11 protein-coding genes are annotated in these 18162 nt (G+C 74.9%); 4 read left to right on the forward strand and 7 right to left on the reverse strand.

Annotated elements, in window-relative coordinates:
- Positions 1-27 precede the first annotated feature (27 nt).
- Entirely contained in the window at positions 28-693 is a 666-nt protein-coding gene (locus ABZ836_RS07490; RefSeq protein WP_361140345.1) for a hypothetical protein, read from the forward strand.
- Positions 694-742: 49 nt separating this feature from the next.
- Here the strand turns inward: ABZ836_RS07490 and ABZ836_RS07495 are convergent, their stop codons facing one another.
- From ABZ836_RS07495 to ABZ836_RS07505, 3 genes are all read right to left on the reverse strand, one after another.
- Positions 743-3118, reverse strand: coding sequence for a LuxR C-terminal-related transcriptional regulator (locus ABZ836_RS07495; RefSeq protein ID WP_361140348.1), 2376 nt, complete (start codon positions 3116-3118; stop codon positions 743-745).
- Between the two features lie 246 nt (positions 3119-3364).
- The gene (locus ABZ836_RS07500; RefSeq protein ID WP_361140351.1) at positions 3365-4090 is read right to left on the reverse strand and encodes an HAD family hydrolase; all 726 of its coding nucleotides are present in this window, start codon (positions 4088-4090) and stop codon (positions 3365-3367) included.
- Positions 4087-4605: a hypothetical protein gene (locus ABZ836_RS07505; RefSeq protein WP_361140354.1), complete on the reverse strand. Its 519-nt coding sequence runs from the start codon at positions 4603-4605 to the stop codon at positions 4087-4089. The genes ABZ836_RS07500 and ABZ836_RS07505 overlap by 4 nt, the downstream gene beginning before the upstream one ends.
- Before the next feature lie 417 nt (positions 4606-5022).
- On the opposite strand from ABZ836_RS07505, the gene ABZ836_RS07510 reads away from it, so the two are divergent.
- A complete protein-coding gene (locus ABZ836_RS07510; RefSeq protein ID WP_361140357.1) occupies positions 5023-5379 on the forward strand; it encodes an Rv3235 family protein in 357 nt (118 codons plus the stop codon).
- Between the two features lie 658 nt (positions 5380-6037).
- Here ABZ836_RS07510 and ABZ836_RS07515 read toward each other — a convergent pair.
- Positions 6038-6727 carry a TetR/AcrR family transcriptional regulator gene (locus ABZ836_RS07515; RefSeq protein WP_356138549.1) on the reverse strand — a complete coding sequence of 230 codons (690 nt, stop codon included), beginning with the start codon at positions 6725-6727 and terminating at the stop codon, positions 6038-6040.
- A gap of 145 nt (positions 6728-6872) precedes the next feature.
- Here ABZ836_RS07515 and ABZ836_RS07520 point away from each other — a divergent pair, with 145 nt between their 5' ends.
- On the forward strand, positions 6873-7790 hold the full coding sequence (locus tag ABZ836_RS07520; protein WP_356138547.1) for an ABC transporter permease: 918 nt from the start codon (positions 6873-6875) through the stop codon (positions 7788-7790).
- Between the two features lie 7 nt (positions 7791-7797).
- Positions 7798-8586 carry an ABC transporter ATP-binding protein gene (locus ABZ836_RS07525; protein WP_356138587.1) on the forward strand — a complete coding sequence of 263 codons (789 nt, stop codon included), beginning with the start codon at positions 7798-7800 and terminating at the stop codon, positions 8584-8586.
- Between the two features lie 48 nt (positions 8587-8634).
- On the opposite strand, the gene ABZ836_RS07530 is transcribed toward ABZ836_RS07525, so the two are convergent.
- From ABZ836_RS07530 to ABZ836_RS07540, 3 genes are all read right to left on the reverse strand, one after another.
- The gene (locus tag ABZ836_RS07530) at positions 8635-10695 is read right to left on the reverse strand and encodes a SpoIIE family protein phosphatase (RefSeq protein WP_361140361.1); all 2061 of its coding nucleotides are present in this window, start codon (positions 10693-10695) and stop codon (positions 8635-8637) included.
- Positions 10696-11092: 397 nt separating this feature from the next.
- Entirely contained in the window at positions 11093-16090 is a 4998-nt protein-coding gene (locus ABZ836_RS07535; RefSeq protein WP_361140364.1) for an NAD-glutamate dehydrogenase, read from the reverse strand.
- Between the two features lie 700 nt (positions 16091-16790).
- Positions 16791-18161 carry a hypothetical protein gene (locus ABZ836_RS07540; RefSeq protein ID WP_361140855.1) on the reverse strand — a complete coding sequence of 457 codons (1371 nt, stop codon included), beginning with the start codon at positions 18159-18161 and terminating at the stop codon, positions 16791-16793.
- Position 18162: the final 1 nt, after the last annotated feature.

Raw genomic sequence — 18162 nt, forward strand, 5'->3', positions numbered from 1 at the left:
CCAGGGGGCCGTGGCTATTCTCGGTGCATGACAACTCCGGGGGTGCGCACGGGTTTTCGGGCCGGTGCGGTGTCGCTGTCCGTCCTCGCCCTCGTGGCCTGCCTGTTCGTGTGGACCACGGATCCCCGGGGCGACGTGATCGTGGGCGTCGACATCCAGTACGTCACCCAGTACGTGGGTGTGCTGCATCCCGTGGCCGAGGGGTTCGTCGAACGGTTCGGCGCGCTGGCGCAGGTCGCGGCGATGCTGGGCGTGACGGTGGGTGTGCGGGGGAACCGGACGCGGTTCCTCGCCGCGGGCGTGGTGTCGCTGGCGGCGGCGGGCATGGTCGGCGTGGGGGTGCGGATCCTGGGGGACCTCCATCCGGGCGCGGCGCCGGACCTGGTGGCGGCCGAGCGGGCCGAGGCGGTCGCGGTGTTCGTCCTGGCGGCGCTGCTGCTGGGGACGGCGGTCGCGCTGATCTGCCGGAGATTCGCCCTGCACGACGGGTTCGTGGGCGTCTGCCTGGCGGTGGTGGGCGGTCTCCACCTGGTGTCGATGTACCTCGTGGTCAGCGGGCTGTCCCCCGCGATGGCGCTGGCCGCATGGGCCTGGGTGCCCGGTGGGTGCCTGCTCCTGGCCGCGCTGTGCACCGCGGGGACGGCGGTCCGCCCGCGGGCCGGCCGCGAGGCGGTGCGACCGCTCCCCGCCTGACCGCCAGGGGTCCTCCGCACACGCCCGACCCGCTGCCTCCCGCGTGGAACTAGGGGTCGCAGCGGGGGATCTGGGTGCGGGAGGTGACGCCCAGTTTGGTCAGGATGTGTTCGACGTGGGCGTCGGCGGTGCGCTTGGAGATGACGAGGCGTTCGGCGATCTCCCGGTTGGACAGGCCCTGGACGACCAGGGCGGCCACCTCGCGTTCGCGCCGGGTGAGGGCCTCCATGCCACGGCGGGCCGGTGGCACGCAGGAGCGGCGCTCGCCGGGACGTTCGCGGTCCTCGAGCACGGCCTCCAGGACCTGCGCGAGGGCGAGCTGCTCCCCGGCGCGGTGCCACCGGGTGAACTCGGCTTCGCCCAGGGCCGCGCGGACCTCGGCGCGGATCGACTCCCGCTCCTCGGACGGCCGGGGCAGCCGCGCCACCGGGTCCGCTCCGGTCCGCCGGGCGTGCTCGGCGGAACCCAGCAGCCAGGCCGCCCGGACCGGGCGGCCGCGCCGTGCGGCGTCCCGGCCGAGGAACAGGCAGGCGAGCGCCGCGACCGGCCGGTCGCCCGCCTCCACGGCCGCCTCCAGGGCGGGCAGCAGGGATCCGGCGCTGTCCTCCGGGCGCCCGGCGAGCTGGAGGGCGAGGCCGCGGACGGCGAGCAGCCTCCCGGGGAACCGGCGGTCGGCCGAGCCCTCCAGGAGGGCGAGGCCGTCGGCGCAGCGTTCCAGGGCGGAACGGGGGTCGCCGAAGGCGGCGTGCAGCAGGGCGGCCTCCTCGTGGAGCAGGAGCGGCACGGCGTCCGGGGTGGTGCCGTCGACCTCGCCGTTGCCGCCGCCGCCACCCTCGCCCTTGCCCTCGCTCTTGCCGGCACCGGCAAGGGCGAGCGCGACGGCCTGGCGTGCGGCCCCGTCGAGTGCGGCGAGGCCGGTCGCCGGGTCACCGCCGAGGGCGGTCAGGGATCCGCGGTGGCCCCGGGCGAGGAGCCGGACCCGCTCGGCGTCGGCCCCGGCGTGGCGGGCGGACTCCTCGGCGGCGGGGAGCAGTTCCGCCGCGGCGGCCAGGTCGCCGCTCCACACCGCGGCCGTCCCGGCGAGCAGCAGGCCCCAGGCGCGCTCCGGGCAGTCCTCCGTGACGCGGCGGAGGCCCTTCTCCAGCCACCGGCGGCCCTCGGCGAGGGCGCCCGCGGCGCGGAACGAGGGGATCAGCAGGGCCGCCGTCCGCAGCCCGCGCCGGGCGAGGGCGGGGTCCGCGGCGAAGGCGTGGCCGAGGGCGGCGCGGACGTCGGCGGCGTCGGTGTGGAGGGGGTGCCGCGGGGGGACCGGGGCGGTGGCGGGCGGGCCGTCCCAGAGGCGGGCGGCGAGCTCCTCGTGGTGGGCGAGGTGCCGGTCGCGGACCCGGCCGGCGTCCTCCGTGCCGGGGAGCAGGTCGGCGGCGTACTCGCGGAGGGCGTCCAGCAGCTGGTACCGGCGGCCGTCCTCGCCCACCCGCCGCACGACCGACTTGTCGACCAGGCCGATCAGAGCCTCCAGCGCGACGCCGTCCCCGCCGAGGGCGCCGAAGGCGCAGACCCGTTCCAGGGCCGCCAGGTCGAACGGGCCGGCGAAGACCGACAGCCGCGCCCACAGCAGCCGCTCCCGTGGCGTGCACAGGTCGTGCGACCAGCCGATGGCGGTGCGCAGCGTCTGGTGGCGGGCCAGGGCGGTGCGGCGGCCCCCGGTGAGGACCTCGAGCCGGTGGTCGAGGCGGTCGGTGAGCTCGGTCAGGGGCAGCGCGCGCAGGCGCACGGCGGCGAGTTCGAGGGCCAGCGGCAGGCCGTCGAGCCGGTCGACCAGGGCCAGCACCCGTCCGCGTTCCGCCTCGGGCACCGTGAAGGACGGCGTCACGGCCCTGGCCCGCCGGATGAACAGCTCCAGCGCGTCCTCGCGGGGGAGCGGCGCCAGGGGCAGGCAGCGCTCGCCCGGGACGTCCAGCGGCTGCCGGCTGGTGGCCAGCACGCGGACCCCGGCGGTCTCGTGCAGCAGGAGGTCGGAGAGCATCGCGCACGCGTCGACGAGGTGCTCGCAGGTGTCGAGGACGATCAGCGCGGCACGGTCCTCGAGGTGGGCGACCACGGCGTCCAGCGGGGCGGCGGCCGGGTGTCCCGCCGCGCCCAGCACGGCGGCGAGGGCGGCCGGGACCTGTTCCGGGTCGCGCAGCGCGGAGAGCTCCACCAGCCACACGCCGTCGGGGAACCGGTCGGCGAGCCGGGACGCCGCGCGCAGGGCCGTGCGGCTCTTGCCGACACCGGCCGGGCCGACCAGGGTGACCAGGCGGGCCTGCGCGAGCGCGTCGTGCAGCAGGGCGAGTTCGTCGGCGCGGCCCACGAAGCTGGTGGTCTCCGCCGGCAGCCGGCCGACGCGGGGCGTGGAGTCCGGTGGTTCGGTCAGGTCCTTCATGTCGCCACAGCCCCCGTCAGCCGGCGTCGTCGTCTCGGATGAGTCCTCGGCGGAGAGTTCTCAGCAGCAACTACGAACGCGGGGGCGGGGAGTTACCGGCCGCGACGGGACGTGCACGCAAGTGCACGCTCTCCACACGTTTGACGAACGGGCGTGCGACAGGGGGGTGGGCGGGTGCCGGGTTCACGGAGCGCCTGTTCGAGCGGTCGGCAGGCGGCGCACCGGGGTGCCCGCGCCGCGGGAGGGTCAGGACTCCGCGAGGCGTTCCACGAGGTGTTCGGCGAGGGTGACCGCCTCGGTGAGCGTGTCCACGACGGGTACGCCCGCCTCCTCCAGGCTGGCCCGGCTGTGCGAGCCGCCGGTGTAGAGCACCGCGCGGGCCCCGGCGCTCTCGGCGGCGAGCGCGTCGTCGACGGCGTCGCCGATCACCACGGTGGTCGCGGGGCGCACGCCGTGGTCGCCGAGGGCGGCCAGGTGGCGGACCATGTGCTCCGCCTTGGTGCCGCCGGAGGGGCCCTGGCGGCCGTCGACCCGCAGGAAGTGCGGCTCGATGCCGAAGCCGCGGACCAGCGGGACCAGTTCCTCGTGGCCGTGCATGCTGAGGATCGACTGGCTGCGGCCGGACGCGTTCCAGCCGTGCAGGAGTGCGCGGACGCCCTCGGTGAGGTCGCAGGCCGGCAGGTGGGTCCGGTAGTGCTGGTGGAACAGGCCGTCCATCACCTCCCACTCGCGCTCGGTGGGCAGACGGCCCATCAACTGCTCGTAGAAGCGGGGGACCGGGACGCGGTAGAGCGCGCGGTACTGCTCGAGGGTGACCGGCGACAGGCCCACCTCCGCGAAGGCGGCGTTGGTGGCCCGGATGACGGCGTCCATGTCGTGGAAGAGGGTGCCGTTCCAGTCCCAGACGATGTGCGGGAGCGGGCCGCCGGAACCGGGGCCGGCCGGTGGCCGGGGGGTCGCTGTCGCGGTCATGCGGGCAGGTCCTTCCCGCCCTCGCCGCCGCCGACCAGGGCGGGGATCTCCTGGGTGGCGAACCACAGGAGGTCGTGGTCGGCGGCCAGGTCCACGGTGTTCATCGCCTCGACGTCGTCCCGGTCGGCCGCGTCCAGGGCGTCCGCGGCGGCGGCCACGTCCTGCCGGGCCTCCTCCGCGTCGACGTGCACGGCGGCCGCCTTGGCGAGCCGGAGCGGGCCGGGGACGAGGGCCTCGCCCATCGCCTCCGGGGACAGGTCCACGACGCCGTCGGCGACGTCCACGGCCACGACCACCCGGCGGCGCGGCGCGGCGGGGTCCAGGGCCAGCAGGCGCAGCGAGGCGTGGGCGGCGAGTCCGAGGGCGGCGTACTCCAGCTCCTCCTCGTCCTGGGACTCGTACCAGTCGGCCAGGACAGGCGTCGCGGCGTACACGCTGACGCGGTCCGCGCCCAGCTCGCCCGTCCGGTGCGCCTCGGCGAGCCCGGGGAGGGTCAGGGGTACGTAGACGCGCATGCGGCCGCCGCTTTCGGTCGGGGACGGGTGGTCAGCTCAGGATACGTGCGGGGCGCGGGGGCGGTCCCCTTTCGGGGCGGCGCCGGACCGGGCGCGGGGGGCGCGGAGGGGGCCGCCGGTGGCGCCGGTGGCGGTGCGGGGCGCGGGCCGTGCGGGGCGATTGGGCCTGATAGGTGAATCGCGGGGACGGGTGCGGGCGTCGTGTCGGTCTTTGCCCGGGGGCGGCGACGGCTCTACAAGATCCGCAACGGCGTGGTTACTCGCCGGTATCTCTCTCGCGGAACGGGGATCGCAGTGAACAAGGTCATGACGAGGGTGCGGGGCGGCGGAGCGGGGGAACGGCCCGGGGCGACGGGGCGGAGAAGGCCGCCGGGCAGGCGGGACGCGCGGCGGCCCGGCGGCGGCGGTGCGGGGACGGTGACGCGCAGGCCGCCGGCCGTCCGGGCGGCTCCGGTGCCGGCGCGTCCGACGGACGTCTTCGCGGAGCGGCTGGTGGGGGTCCTGAGCGGGCAGTCGCCGGTGCACTCGATGCTGCGGCACACCGTGGGCCGCGCGTACGACGACCTCGCCGTGCTGGCGGAGCGGGGGGTGCTCCGGACCCGGGGCGGGGTCCGGCCGGTGGTGCGGGACATCGGGTACTACGTGGCGCGGGCGGGGGCGCTCGAGGTGTTCGTGCGGGTGGGGGCGGGTGACCGGGTGCGGGCGCTCGCGTTCCGCCTGGAGCGGGGGGACGACCGGCGGTGGCGCTGCGTGGCCGTCGAGGCGGGCCCCTGACGCGGGCCCGCCCTCGCGGTGGCCCCGGCTGCGGGCCCCGGTTGCGGGCCCGCCTACGCGGTGACCCCGGTTGCGGGCCCGCCTACGCGGTGGGCCCCGGCTGCGGGCCCCGGCGGCCGGCCCGCCTCAGCGGTGGGCCCCGGCCGCTCGGAGCGGCTCCGTCCCCGCCCGGCGCGGGCGCGGCCGGGGCACCGGGCCCGCAGCCGCTCGTGCCGGGCGGCCCGGCGGGCGGCCTGTGCAGCGCGGTCTCCGGGCGGGGCCGGGGCCGGTCACGGGGGCTTCCCTGCCGTCCCGGAGGCGTTCCCTGGCGTTCGCCGGGCCGGGCCGGGACCGCTCGGGCCGAGATCCTGGGGTCTGGGGGCCGGGACCGCTCGGGCCGAGATCCTGGGCCTGGGGCGGGACCGCGCCGTCCCGGAGGCGTCCCCAGGGTGCCGCCGGTCCGGAAGCGGCGGTCCCGGTGCGCGGCGGGGTGTGCAGGGGTGCCGGTCACCGGTCGGCCCGCGGCCCGGGGGCGGCGGTGCGTGCGGAGGGCGGCAGGCCTGCGGCGATCGTGCTCGTCGGCAGTCGGGCGGCGTGGCCCTGGGCGGTGTGAGGGCCGGGCCCGGACCGCGCGGGACCACGGTAGGAGAAGCGGGGGCGCGGCCCGTGCGCGGTGGCTTCAGAGGGCCTTGAGGGCCGCCGTGGTGGCGCGGGTGAGGGTGGGGAGATGGGTCTTGGGCAGGCGGGGCTGGCGGAGGATGACCGTGCGCCAGTACAGGGGGCCGGTGATGAGGTCGAGCGCGATGTCCTCGTCGAGCCCGCGCCGCAGCTCGCCCCGCTCGACCGCCGCCGCGACGATCCGCAGCGCCACGCTCTCCTGCCCGGACCGCACCGCCTTGCGCAGTGCCTCGTCGATCTCCGGGTTGCGGGCCGCCTCCGCCTGGAGGTCGGGGATGATCTGCGACGCCACCGGGTGCCGCAGCGCCCGTGACGTGAACTCGTAGAGCAGCCGCAGGTCCGTCTCCAGCGAGCCCGTGTCGGGCGCCGGGAGGCCCTCCACCGCCAGCGCGGACACGATGTCCAGCACCAGGTGCAGCTTGCCGCGCCACCGCCGGTAGACCGCCGTCTTCCCCACGCCCGCGCGGCGTGCGATCCCCTCGATCGAGGTCCGCGCGTACCCGACCGCCGCCAGCTCCTCCAGCACCGCCGCGCGGATGGCCTCCGTCACGTCGGGGCGCAGCACCGCCGCGCCCGCCGGGGCCCTCCGGCGCGCGGAACGCCCCGCGGGGCCCGCGGCCCCCGCGGCGGCGTCGGCGGGCTCCGCGGCGGCTCCGGTCCCGGCGACCCCTCCGGCTTCGGCGTCAGTCATGCCGACCAGCATAGGGCGAACGGCGGCGTTACGACGGGACGGTTGCGTTCCGGCGTGCCCCCGCCTAGGCTCCCGGTGCAACGACGATACGGTCCCGTTCCGTCGTAACGTCGTCCCCCCTCCCGCTCGACGAAAGGCCGCGGATGTGAGCCAGGTCCTCGACGCCCCGCACGCCGGCCCGGCGGCCCCCGACCACGGGGACCTCTCGGCGCTGGCCGCACGGCACGGCCTCACGGTCAGCGGGGCCCGCCCCGGCCTGGCCGCCTACGTCCGGCAGCTCATGGCCCGCCGGCACTTCATCACCGCCTTCGCCACCGCCAAGCTCACCTCCCAGTACAGCCAGGCCAAGCTGGGCCAGCTCTGGCAGGTGCTCACGCCGGTGCTGAACGCCGCGGTGTACTTCTTCATCTTCGGCATCCTGATGGGCACCTCCCACGGCGTGCCGGACTTCGTGCCGTTCCTGGTCACCGGCGTCTTCGTGTGGACGTTCACCCAGACCTCGCTGATGACCGGCACGCGCTCCATCGCCGGCAACATCGGCCTGGTGCGCGCCCTGCACTTCCCGCGGGCCTCGCTGCCGATCTCGTACTGCCTCCAGCAGCTCCAGCAGCTGCTGTTCTCGATGGCGGCGCTGGTGGTGATCCTGCTGGTCTTCGGCGTGCCGGTGGCCTGGTCGTGGCTGCTGGTGGTGCCCGCGCTGATCCTGCAGTTCGTCTTCAACACCGGGCTGGCGATGGTCCTCGCCCGGCTGGGCGCGCACACCCCGGACCTCGCGCAGCTCATGCCGTTCGTCCTGCGCACCTGGATGTACGCCTCCGGCGTCATGTTCAGCCTGGCGCAGGTGGCGCAGCGCACCGACCTGCCGCAGTGGGTCTTCAACCTGCTGCAGTGGAACCCGGCGGCCGTCTACATCGACCTGATGCGGTTCGCGCTGATCGACAGCTTCACCGCGAGCCAGCTCCCCGACCACGTGTGGATGATCGCCACCGGGTGGGCGCTGCTCGCCGGCGTCGGGGGATTCGTTTTCTTCTGGAAGGCTGAGGAGACCTACGGCCGTGGCTGAGCAGCGGATGGACCTCGGGAACGAGGAGGCGGTCCCCACGGTCGTCGTCGACCACGTGGACATCGTCTACAAGGTCAACGGCGCCGGCGGCGGACGGGGCGCGGCCACGGCGGCGCTGAGCCGGATGGTGCGGCGCAAGGAGAAGGTCGAACGGGTCTCCGGGGTGCGGCGGGTGCACGCCGTGAAGAACGTGACGTTCGTGGCGCACCGCGGCGAGGCGATCGGGCTGATCGGCACCAACGGGTCCGGCAAGTCCACGCTGCTGAAGGCGGTGGCGGGGCTGCTGCCGGTGGAGAACGGCCGCATCTACACCGACGGCCAGCCCTCGCTGCTCGGCGTCAACGCCGCGCTGATGAAGGACCTCACCGGCGAGCGGAACGTGTACCTCGGCGGGCTGGCCATGGGCATGTCGCGGGAGCAGGTCGCGGAGCGGTACCGGTCGATCGTGGACTTCTCCGGGATCAACGAGAAGGGCGACTTCATCAGCCTGCCGATGCGGACGTACTCCTCCGGCATGTCGGCGCGGCTGCGGTTCTCGATCGCCGCGGCCAAGGACCACGACGTGCTGCTCATCGACGAGGCGCTGGCCACGGGGGACAAGAAGTTCCAGAAGCGGTCCGAGGCGCGGATCCGGGAGCTGCGGAAGCAGGCGGGGACCGTGTTCCTGGTCAGCCACAACAACAAGTCGATCCGGGACACCTGCGACCGGGTGCTGTGGCTGGAGCGGGGGGAGCTGCGGATGGACGGGCCCACGGAGGACGTCATGCGGGAGTACGAGAAGTTCACCGGCAAGTAGCCTGACGCAAGTAGCCCGACGCCGCACCGGCCCCCCGGGGCGGGCCGGTCACGGCCGGTCGTGCGGACGGACGAGGAGCAGGGCGATGTCGTCGTTGCGCGGGGCGGTCCGCTCCGCGTGGTCGACGAGTGCGTCGGCGAAACCGTCGAGGTCGCCGAGGTCCGGGTGCTGCCTCGACGCCATCGCGTGGGCGAGGGCGGCGATGGCGTCGTCGATATCGGCGCCCGGGTGTTCGACGAGCCCGTCGGTGTAGAGGGCGAGGACGGCACCGGGGGCGAGGTCGATCTCGGTCGTGGGGTACACGGCGTCCGGGTCGATGCCGAGGAGCAGCCCGGCCGGCAGGGCGAGGGTGCCGGTGCGGCCGTCGGGGTGGCGGATCAGGGGCGGAGGGTGCCCCGCCGTGGCGAGCCGGAGCCGGTGGTCGCCGAGGTCGAGCTGGGCGATGAGGCAACTGGCGAACAGGCCGGGGTCGAGCCCGGTCAGGAGGCGGTTGGTGCCGACGAGGATGTCGCCCGGCGTGGAGCCGGTGGTGGCGTGGGCGCGGACGGCGGTGCGGACCTGCCCCATGAGGGCGGCGGCCTTGGTGTTGTGGCCCTGGACGTCGCCGATGGCCACGGTGGCGATGCGGGGCTCGGGGGCGATGAGGTCGTAGAAGTCGCCGCCGATGTCCATGCCGTGGCCGGCGGGCCGGTAGCGGGCGGCCACCTCCAGGCCGGGGACGGCCGGGAGCGTGTGGGGCAGCAGGCCCGTCTGGAGGGTGTGGGCGAGGGACTTCTTGGCGTCGTAGAGGCGGGCGCGGTCCAGGGCCTGGGCGATCAGCCCGCTCAACGAGGTGAGCAGAGCACGCTCGGCGGGCGGGAAGGGGCGTGTGTCCTCGTAGCCGAGGACGAGGCAGCCGACCGGGCGGCCGGAGACGGTGAGCGGGAGGAAGGCCCAGGCCGCCATGTCGTCGTGGTGCACCGCCCCGCCGACGGACCGCTCGAGGTCCGCGAAGGTGGAGAAGAAGCCGGGCACGCCGGTGGTGACGGCGCGGACGGCGGGGCTGCCGGAGGTCAGGGGGTCCGCGTCGAAGCGGGCCATCAGTTCCGGGCCGTAGCCGCGGGCCCCGGCGACGCACAGTCTTCCGTCCTCCACCGTCAGCAGTGCCAACGCCTGGGGGCCGAAGGCGGGCATGATCTGGTCGGCGGCCAGTTCGACCACGTCACGGACGCCGGCCGCTTCGGCGAGGGCGGTGGCGAGGTGCGTCAGGCGGTACAGCGCGCTCGCCCCGAGCGGGGACGCGGGCGGCCCCTGCTCGGTGGTGGCCGACGGCACGGGCTCGGGCGTGATGTGGACGCTGATGCCGTCGGCGTCCGGGTAGAGCTGGAAGAGCAGCCGGACGCCGCCCGGACGCGTGGCGGTGAACGAGGTCGGCAGGCGGGAGACCAGAGCGGCACGGTAGGCGTCCTCGTGCACCGGATCGTGCAGCCACAGGAGCACCTCCCACGGGCGGTTGCCCAGCAGGGGCGCGGCCCCGGCGTCCAGCAGGTCGGCGGCGGCCGCGTTCAGGAAGGTGACGCGGCCGTCCAGGTCGAGTGCGCAGCAGCCCACCGGCAGGCGTTCGGTGAAGTCCAGGGCCGCCGAGGTCCGGGCCGGGTCGGCGTCGCGGGAGTGCGGGGCCAGGAGCAGGCGGGGTTCGTCGGCCAGGCGCAGCGGACGGCCGCCCTCGGTGGCCTGCTCGATGACGGCGGCCGCGCGGCGGCAGCCGTCGTCGACCGCTCGTCGTTCGGCCTCGTCGAGCTGCGGGGGATGCCAGGGCGGCCAGAGCAGCACGAAGCCGCCCCACACGGCGGCGGCGCCCAGGATCGGGGCCGCGGCGAGCATGAAGTCGTACGGCAGGACCAGCCCGAGCCGGGGGTAGTGGAGGGAGATGTCCTGCTGGCTGCCCAGCCACACCAGACGCCGTTCACGCATGGCGTCCGCCACCGGTACCGGGGCGTCCGCCGGGAGGCGGGCCCACGGCGAGGCGATCTGCGGGGACACGCCCGAGAGCATCTCCAGCCCCAGCATCCGCTCACCCGGAGGCCGCAGGTACAGCAGGCCCGCCGAGGCGCCCGTCTCCTGGACCACGTCCGCCAGGACGGAGTCCGGCAGGACGACGCCGGGACCAGGACCAGGGCCGGGGCCGGGACCAGGACCAGGGCCGGGGCCGGGACCAGGACCAGGGCCGGGGCCGGGACCAGGACCAGGGCCAGGACCAGGGCCGGGGCCAGGACCAGGGCCGGGGCCAGGACCAGGATCAGAACCAGGGCCGGGACCGGGACCAGGACCAGGACCGGGGGAGGAAGGCACGGCTGCCCCCGGCGGCGGAGTTCCGTGCCGGTCGGACCGCATATCGCCCATACGGCGACCATACGCCCGACCGGGTGACGGCACCTCTTCGCGAGCGGCGCACCGGCCCGGGACCGGGCATCGCGCACCGGGGCCCCCTCTCCCGGCAGGGAAGAGGGGGCCCCGGGGGCGGCGGTCAGGAGCGCAGCAGGGTGCGCATGGTGCGCATGGCGACGGAGAGGTTGGCCAGGTCGAAGGACTCCGAGCCGTGGATCTCCTCCAGCGTCGTGCGGGCCCGGCCGAGGATCGCCGCGTGCCGCTGCTCCCACGCCTCGAACCGCTGCTCCGGCGTGGCCGCGTCCCCGCCCGCCGCGAGGATCTCCGCGGTCAGGGCGGCGTGCGCGGCGTACAGGTCCTCGCGGATGGAGGCGCGGGCCATGGACTGCCACCGGTCGGCGCGCGGCAGTTCCAGGATGCGGTCCATCAGCTGGGTGATGCGGAGCCGGTCGGCGAGGTCGTAGTACACCTCGGCGACCTCCAGCGCGTCCCTGCCGGTGCGGTCGGCGACGGTGACGATGTCCAGCGTCGGGAAGGCGGAGGAGAAGCCGGCCACGTGGGTGGCGAGTTCCTCCGGCACGCCGGCGCCCGAGAGCTCGTCGTGGACGTGCTGGTACCAGGCCTGGTCCGCGCCGCGCAGCAGCTTGGGCAGGTGGCCCCAGACCTGGTCGACGCCCTCGGCGAAGAAGTCGACCGTCTCGGAGATGGCGAGCGGCTGCGGCCGGTTGTTGAGCAGCCAGCGGGTGGCGCGCTCGACCAGGCGGCGCGAGTGCAGCCGGATCCGGGTGAGGACGGCAGCCTCGACCTGGTTGTCCAGGTCCTCGACGGCGTCCCAGACGCGGCCGCAGTGGAAGATCTCGCGGGCGACGGTGTGCGCCCGCACCACCTCCTCCAGCGAGGCCCCGGTCTCCTCCCGCAGCCGGTGCAGGAAGGTCGTGCCGCCGGTGTTGACGGTGTCGTTGACCAGGACGGTGGTGACGATCTCGCGCCGCAGCGCGTGGTTGTCGATCTGCTCCTCGAAGCGCTCGCGCAGCGCCGCCGGGAAGTAGGCGTGCAGCAGGCGGCGCAGGTACGGGTCGTCGGGGAGGCCGGTGGTCACCAGCTCCTCGGCCGCCGTGATCTTGGTGTAGGCCAGCAGGACGGCGGTCTCGGGGCCGGTGAGGCCCAGCCCGTGCTGCAGGCGCTCGCGGATCTGGCGGTCGGTGGGCAGGAACTCGATGGCCCGGTCCAGGCGGCCGGAGCGCACCAGGTGGCGCATGAAGCGCTGCTGCGCGGGGAGCATGTCGTGCGCCTGGACGGCCGCGTTGGCCAGCGCGGTGTTCTGCGCGTAGTTGTTGCGCAGCACCAGGGTGCCGACCTCGTCGGTCATCTCGGCGAGCAGCTTGTTGCGCTGCTTGACGGTCATGTCGTCGGCGGAGACCAGCCCGTTGAGCAGGATCTTGATGTTCACCTCGTGGTCGGAGGTGTCCACGCCCGCGCTGTTGTCGATGGCGTCGGTGTTGACCTTGCCGCCCGCGCCGCCGTTGCCGGCCGTCGCGAACTCGATGCGGCCCAGCTGGGTCAGGCCCAGGTTGCCGCCCTCGCCGACGACCTTGACCCGCAGGTCCTGGCCGTCGACGCGGATGGCGTCGTTGGCCTTGTCGCCGACGTCCGCGTGGGACTCGGCGGACGCCTTGACGTAGGTGCCGATGCCGCCGTTCCACAGCAGGTCCACGGGGGCGGTGAGGACCGCCTTCATCAGCTCGGCCGGGGTCATCTTGGTGACGCCCGCGTCGATGCCGAGCGCCTCGCGGATGTGCTGGTTGAGCGGGATCGACTTCGCGGTACGGGGGAAGACGCCGCCGCCCGCGGAGAGGAGCCCGGTGTCGTAGTCGGCCCACGAGGAGCGCGGCAGCTCGAACAGGCGGCGCCGCTCCGCGTAGGAGACGGCGGCGTCCGGGTTCGGGTCGACGAAGATGTGCCGGTGGTCGAAGGCGGCCACCAGGCGGATGTGCTCGCTCAGCAGCATGCCGTTGCCGAACACGTCGCCCGACATGTCACCGACGCCGACGACCGTGAAGTCCTGCGTCTGCGTGTCCACACCCAGCTCGCGGAAGTGCCGCTTCACGGACTCCCAGGCGCCCCGGGCGGTGATGCCCATGCCCTTGTGGTCGTAGCCCGCGGAACCGCCCGAGGCGAAGGCGTCGCCCAGCCAGAAGCCGTACGCCTGGGCGACCTCGTTGGCGATGTCGGAGAACGTCGCGGTGCCCTTGTCGGCGGCGACCACCAGGTAGGTGTCGTCGCTGTCGTGGCGCACCACGCCCTCGGGCGGGACGACCTCGCCGCCGACCAGGTTGTCGGTGATGTCGAGCAGCGCGGAGATGAAGGTGCGGTAGCAGGCGATGCCCTCCGCCATCCAGGCGTCGCGGTCCACCGACGGGTCGGGCAGCTGCTTGGCGACGAAGCCGCCCTTGGCGCCGACCGGCACGATGACGGTGTTCTTCACCATCTGCGCCTTGACCAGGCCCAGGACCTCCGTGCGGAAGTCCTCACGCCGGTCCGACCAGCGCAGGCCACCGCGGGCGACCTTGCCGAACCGCAGGTGGACGCCCTCCACGCGCGGCGAGTACACCCAGATCTCGAAGGCGGGGCGCGGCGCCGGCAGGTCGGGGATGGCCTGCGGGTCGAACTTCATCGACACGTAGTCGTGCGGCCGGCCGTCCTCGGTCAGCTGGAAGAAGTTGGTCCGCAGGGTCGCCTTCACGACCGTGAGGAACGAGCGCAGGATGCGGTCCTCGTCCAGCGAGGCCACCTGGTCCAGCGCGCCGTCCAGCTCCTCCAGCAGGCCCTCGACGATCTCCAGGCCGGCGCTCTGCCGCTCCGGGGACAGCCGCGCCTCGAAGAGGGAGACCAGCAGGCGGGTGGTGTGGACGTTGTCGCGGAGGGTGTCCTCCATGTAGTCCTGCGAGAACGTCGACCCGGCCTGGCGCAGGTACTTGGCGTAGGCGCGCAGCATCATCGCCTCGCGCCAGGTCAGACCGGCGCTCAGGACGAGGGAGTTGAAGCCGTCGTTCTCCGCGCGGCCGGTCCAGGTCGCGGCGAAGGCGTCCTGGAACCGCTCGCGGGCGTCGTCGCCGCCGAGGAACTCGCCGCTCGCGGTGAGCGCGGTGCGCGGCAGGCGCAGACCGAAGTCGTAGATCCACGCCCCGTCGCCCTCGCCGCAGCGCAGCTCGTAGGGACGCTCGTCGGTGACCTCGACGCCGAGCCGGGTGAGGACCGGCAGCACCGCCGAGAGGGAGACCGGGGCGCCGTGGCGGTAGATCTTGAAGCGGCGCTCGCCGGGGGCGGCGCCCACCGGCTCGTAGAGGCTGAGCGCGAACTCCTCCTCGGCACCCCCGGCGAGCAGGTGCTCGAGCCGGGCGATGTCGGAGACCGCGGCGCGCGGCGTGTGGTCGGCCTTGTAGCCCTCGGGGAAGGCGTTGCCGTAGCGGCGCAGGAGCTCGGCGGCGCGCTCCTCGCCGAACTCGGCGTGCAGCGCCTCGGCGAAGCCGTCGGCCCAGGAACGGGCGGCCTCGGCGAGCCGGCCCTCGATGCGTTCCTTGTCCGCGTCGGACAGGTGCGGCAGTTCGGTGCCCAGCGGCACGCGGACCACGAAGTGCAGCCGGGAGAGGATCGACTCGGTGTTCCAGGCGGTGAAGTCGACGCTGGTGCCGCCGAGCTCCTCCTTGAGGATGTCGATGATCCGCAGCCGGACCGCGGTGGTGTAGCGGTCGCGCGGCAGGTAGACCAGCGCCGAGTAGTAGCGGCCGTACTCGTCCTGCCGCAGGTAGAGCCGCAGCCGGCGGCGTTCCTGCAGGTAGAGCACGGAGGTGACGATGGAGCGCAGCTCCTCCGCGGGCGTCTGGAACAGCTCGTCGCGCGGGTAGGTCTCCATGATCTGGAGCAGGTCGCGCCCGCCGTGGCTGTTGGCCGAGAACCCGGTGGCGGCCAGCACCTCGGCCACCTTGCGACGGATCACCGGCACGCGGCGCACCGACTCGGTGTACGCGGCCGAGGAGAACAGGCCGAGGAAGCGGCGCTCGCCGATCACCTCGCCGTTCTCGTCGAACTTCTTGACGCCGATGTAGTCCAGGTAGCTCGGCCGGTGCACGGTGGCGCGGCTGTTGGCCTTGGTGAGGACCAGCAGCCGGTGCTCGCGGGCCTTGGCGCGGGCGTCGGCGGGCAGCCGCTCGAAGGTGGGGCCGGCCGGGTGGGCGCCGCGGTCGCCCTCGCCCTCGCCCTCGCCGTCGGCGTCGGGGGCCTGCTGGGGGTCGGAGCGCAGGATGCCGAGCCCGGTGCCGGGGACGGCGGCCAGGGTGTCGTCGTCGACCAGGCGGTACTCGCGGTAGCCGAGGAAGGTGAAGGCGTCGGCGGCCAGCCAGCGCAGCAGTTCGCGGGCCTCGTCGACCTCCTCCTGCGGCAGGTCGGAGGCGAGCGGCTCGACGGGCAGGTCGTCGGCGATGCGCACGGCGGTGTCGCGCATCTTCTCCCAGTCCTCGACGGCCTCGCGGACGTCGGACAGGATGCGCTGCAGGTCGGCGGTGATCTGCTTGAGGTCGTCGCGGTCGGTCTCGCGGTCCATCTCGACGTGGATCCACGACTCGACGTGCGCGTCGTGCGGCAGCTCCGCGTCGCCGGCGGGTGCGTCGAGCACCTCCAGGAGCTTGCCGGTGACGTCCCGGCGGACCACGAACTGCGGGTGGACCACGACGTGGATGCCGCGCCCCTGCCGGGAGAGCTCGTTGGTCACCGAGTCGACCAGGAACGGCATGTCGTCGGTGACGACCTCGACCACCGAGTGGCTGCTGGTCCAGCCGTTCTCCTCGACGGTCGGCGTGTGCACCCGCACCGCCGCCGTGCCCTGCGGCCGGTTGCCGGCCAGGCGGTAGTGCGAGTAGGCCGCGCCGAGCACGTCGACCGGGTCGCGGTCGGTGAGGTCCTCGGGCGCCGTGTGCAGGTAGTAGCGCTGGAGGAACGACAGCACCGCGGCCCGGTCCGGGCTCCTCCCGCCGTCGTCCGTCGCCCCCGCCGGAAGGCGTCCTCCGGCCGGGCTGTTCTCAGCTACCCGGGCGGCCCTCTCGAGCAGCTCGGCCTTGGCTTCGTCCAGCTTGGTCTGCATTGTTCTCTGGCTCCTGTCGCGCGCCGTTGCGTGACGTCGAAGGGAAGTCGGCCGGTGCGGCCATGGTGGTTCCCGCGGCACGTCGTGGTGATGACGCCGAGTGTCCGGTTCGTTCCGACGCTATGCCTGGGGAGGAGGCGGTGGTGGGGAATCCGGCCAAGCGCGACACCGGTGTCGCGGCCCCCCTCGCCCACCCCTCGGAAATATCAGCGAGCGGCGCCCGGTCCCGGCTGTCCTCCGGGTGCTCCGGGCGCGTCGCGAGGGCTGGTACGCCCGCGCCGGCTATCGCGCTGATCACGGCACCAGGCTATATCCCGGTGCGAGGGGGCCGTCATGAGCCGTATGTGTACAAAACAGGGGGGCGAACTTTGCCGGTCCGCACAGCACCGGGGTGGGGTGGAGAGGGGTATGGGAGCGCCGGCCCGGGGCCGGATCTCGGTATACCGATCCGCCGCGGAACCGATGACGGGACGCCGGCCGGGGCGGCAGGGTGGAGCACGTCTCCCGGGACGGGCGTGCCGGGGGCGGACGGACCGGCAGTGGTCAACTCCACCCGCTGTCACGGCGATCCCCCACCCGTCCGCTCCCGGCACGCGGGAAACCCCGCCCCGGGGGCGGTCCTCCTGCTCGGAGACCACGGGGGCCGCCCGGGACGGCGGGGCGGCCCCCGGGCCCGGCCCCCGCCCCGGGCGGGCCGGGCTCAGCCGCCCAGCGGGCTGCGCGGCGTCGGCGCCGGCGGTCCGTCCTCGTCCCGCGCGTCCCGCGCGTCCCGCGCGTCCCGCGCGGCCCGCGCGTCGCCGTCCCGGGCGTCTCCGTCGCGGGCGTGGCCGTCCCGCCCGTCTCCGTCGTGGACGCCGCCGTTCCGGGCCTCCCCGTCACGGGCGCCGCCGCCCCGCGCGTCCGGCGCCGGGGAGCACCGGGTGAGCCGGTCGAGGCGGGTGCACGCGAGCACGGCGGCGGCCACCAGCAGGCCGTTGCGGACGGTCATCACCAGGCAGCCGGTCCAGGTGCGGGCCACCACCTCGTCGTACAGCACGGGGTAGGCCAGCGCGCTGACCGCCGCTGCCGCCGTGACCAGGAGGGCGACCGGGCGCTGGGTGGTGTCGCGGCGGGTGAGGCAGACCGCCGCCAGCCCCAGCAGCCAGACCATGTACTGCGGGCTGATCACCCGGCTGGTGACGGTGAGCAGCAGCACGGCGGCCAGCGCCGCGTCGTACGGGAGGACCGCGGGCCAGTGCCCGTGCCGCAGCGCCGCGCGGACCGCGCGCAGCCGCCACAGGGCGATCAGCGCGAACGCCGCCGCGGTCAGCGCCAGCGCGACCGCGGCCACCGCCCCGACGCCCGGCCCGACGAGCTCCATCGCCCCGTACCGGTAGCGCACCTGCCCCGGCCAGCCGGCCCGGGTGGCCAGCGACAGCAGGGTGCCGCCGAGCGACTCGATCTGGACGCCCCGCTCACCCTGCTGCCGCACGAACGACAGCACGCCGGTGAACAGCGAGGCCAGCAGCGCCAGCAGGGTGACGGCGGTCAGCGCGGCCGCGGTCCAGGCCCGGCGGGTGGTCCGCCCCGGCTCGGTGCCGACCAGGACCAGCGCCGGCCACGCCTTGGCCAGCGCCCCGAAGGCGGCCAGCGCGCCGCCGAGCCGCGGCAGCCGGGCCGTCACCAGCAGCGCGCCCACCGCCGGCGCGGTGACCTGCACGTCGAAGCGGGCCAGCGGGAGGTGCAGCAGCAGGGGCAGGCCGCCCGTCCACAGCAGCGCCCCGCGCAGACTGCGGTCCCGCGCCCGTCCGGCGCGGCTCAGGCCCGCCCCGGCGAGGGCGGCCGTGATCACCGCGTCGGCGGCCAGGGTGAGCGCGGTGAACGCCCACGGGTAGGGCAGCCGGGGCATCAGCAGCCCGGGCAGCAGCAGGGCCGGTCCGGCGCCGGGCGGGTACTGCCACAGCGGGTCGCCGGCCGGGTAGGCGCCCTGGTCCAGGGTGTCCCGCCAGCGGGTGTAGAGCCGCTCCGGCTCGTGGGAGACGGCGCCGGAGCCGAGCCACGGCAGGTCGTCGTGGGCCAGCAGCCAGAGCATC

Origin of the sequence: Streptomyces sp. NPDC047130 (assembly GCF_040643475.1) — a bacterium.
Classification (GTDB): Bacteria; Actinomycetota; Actinomycetes; order Streptomycetales; family Streptomycetaceae; genus Streptomyces.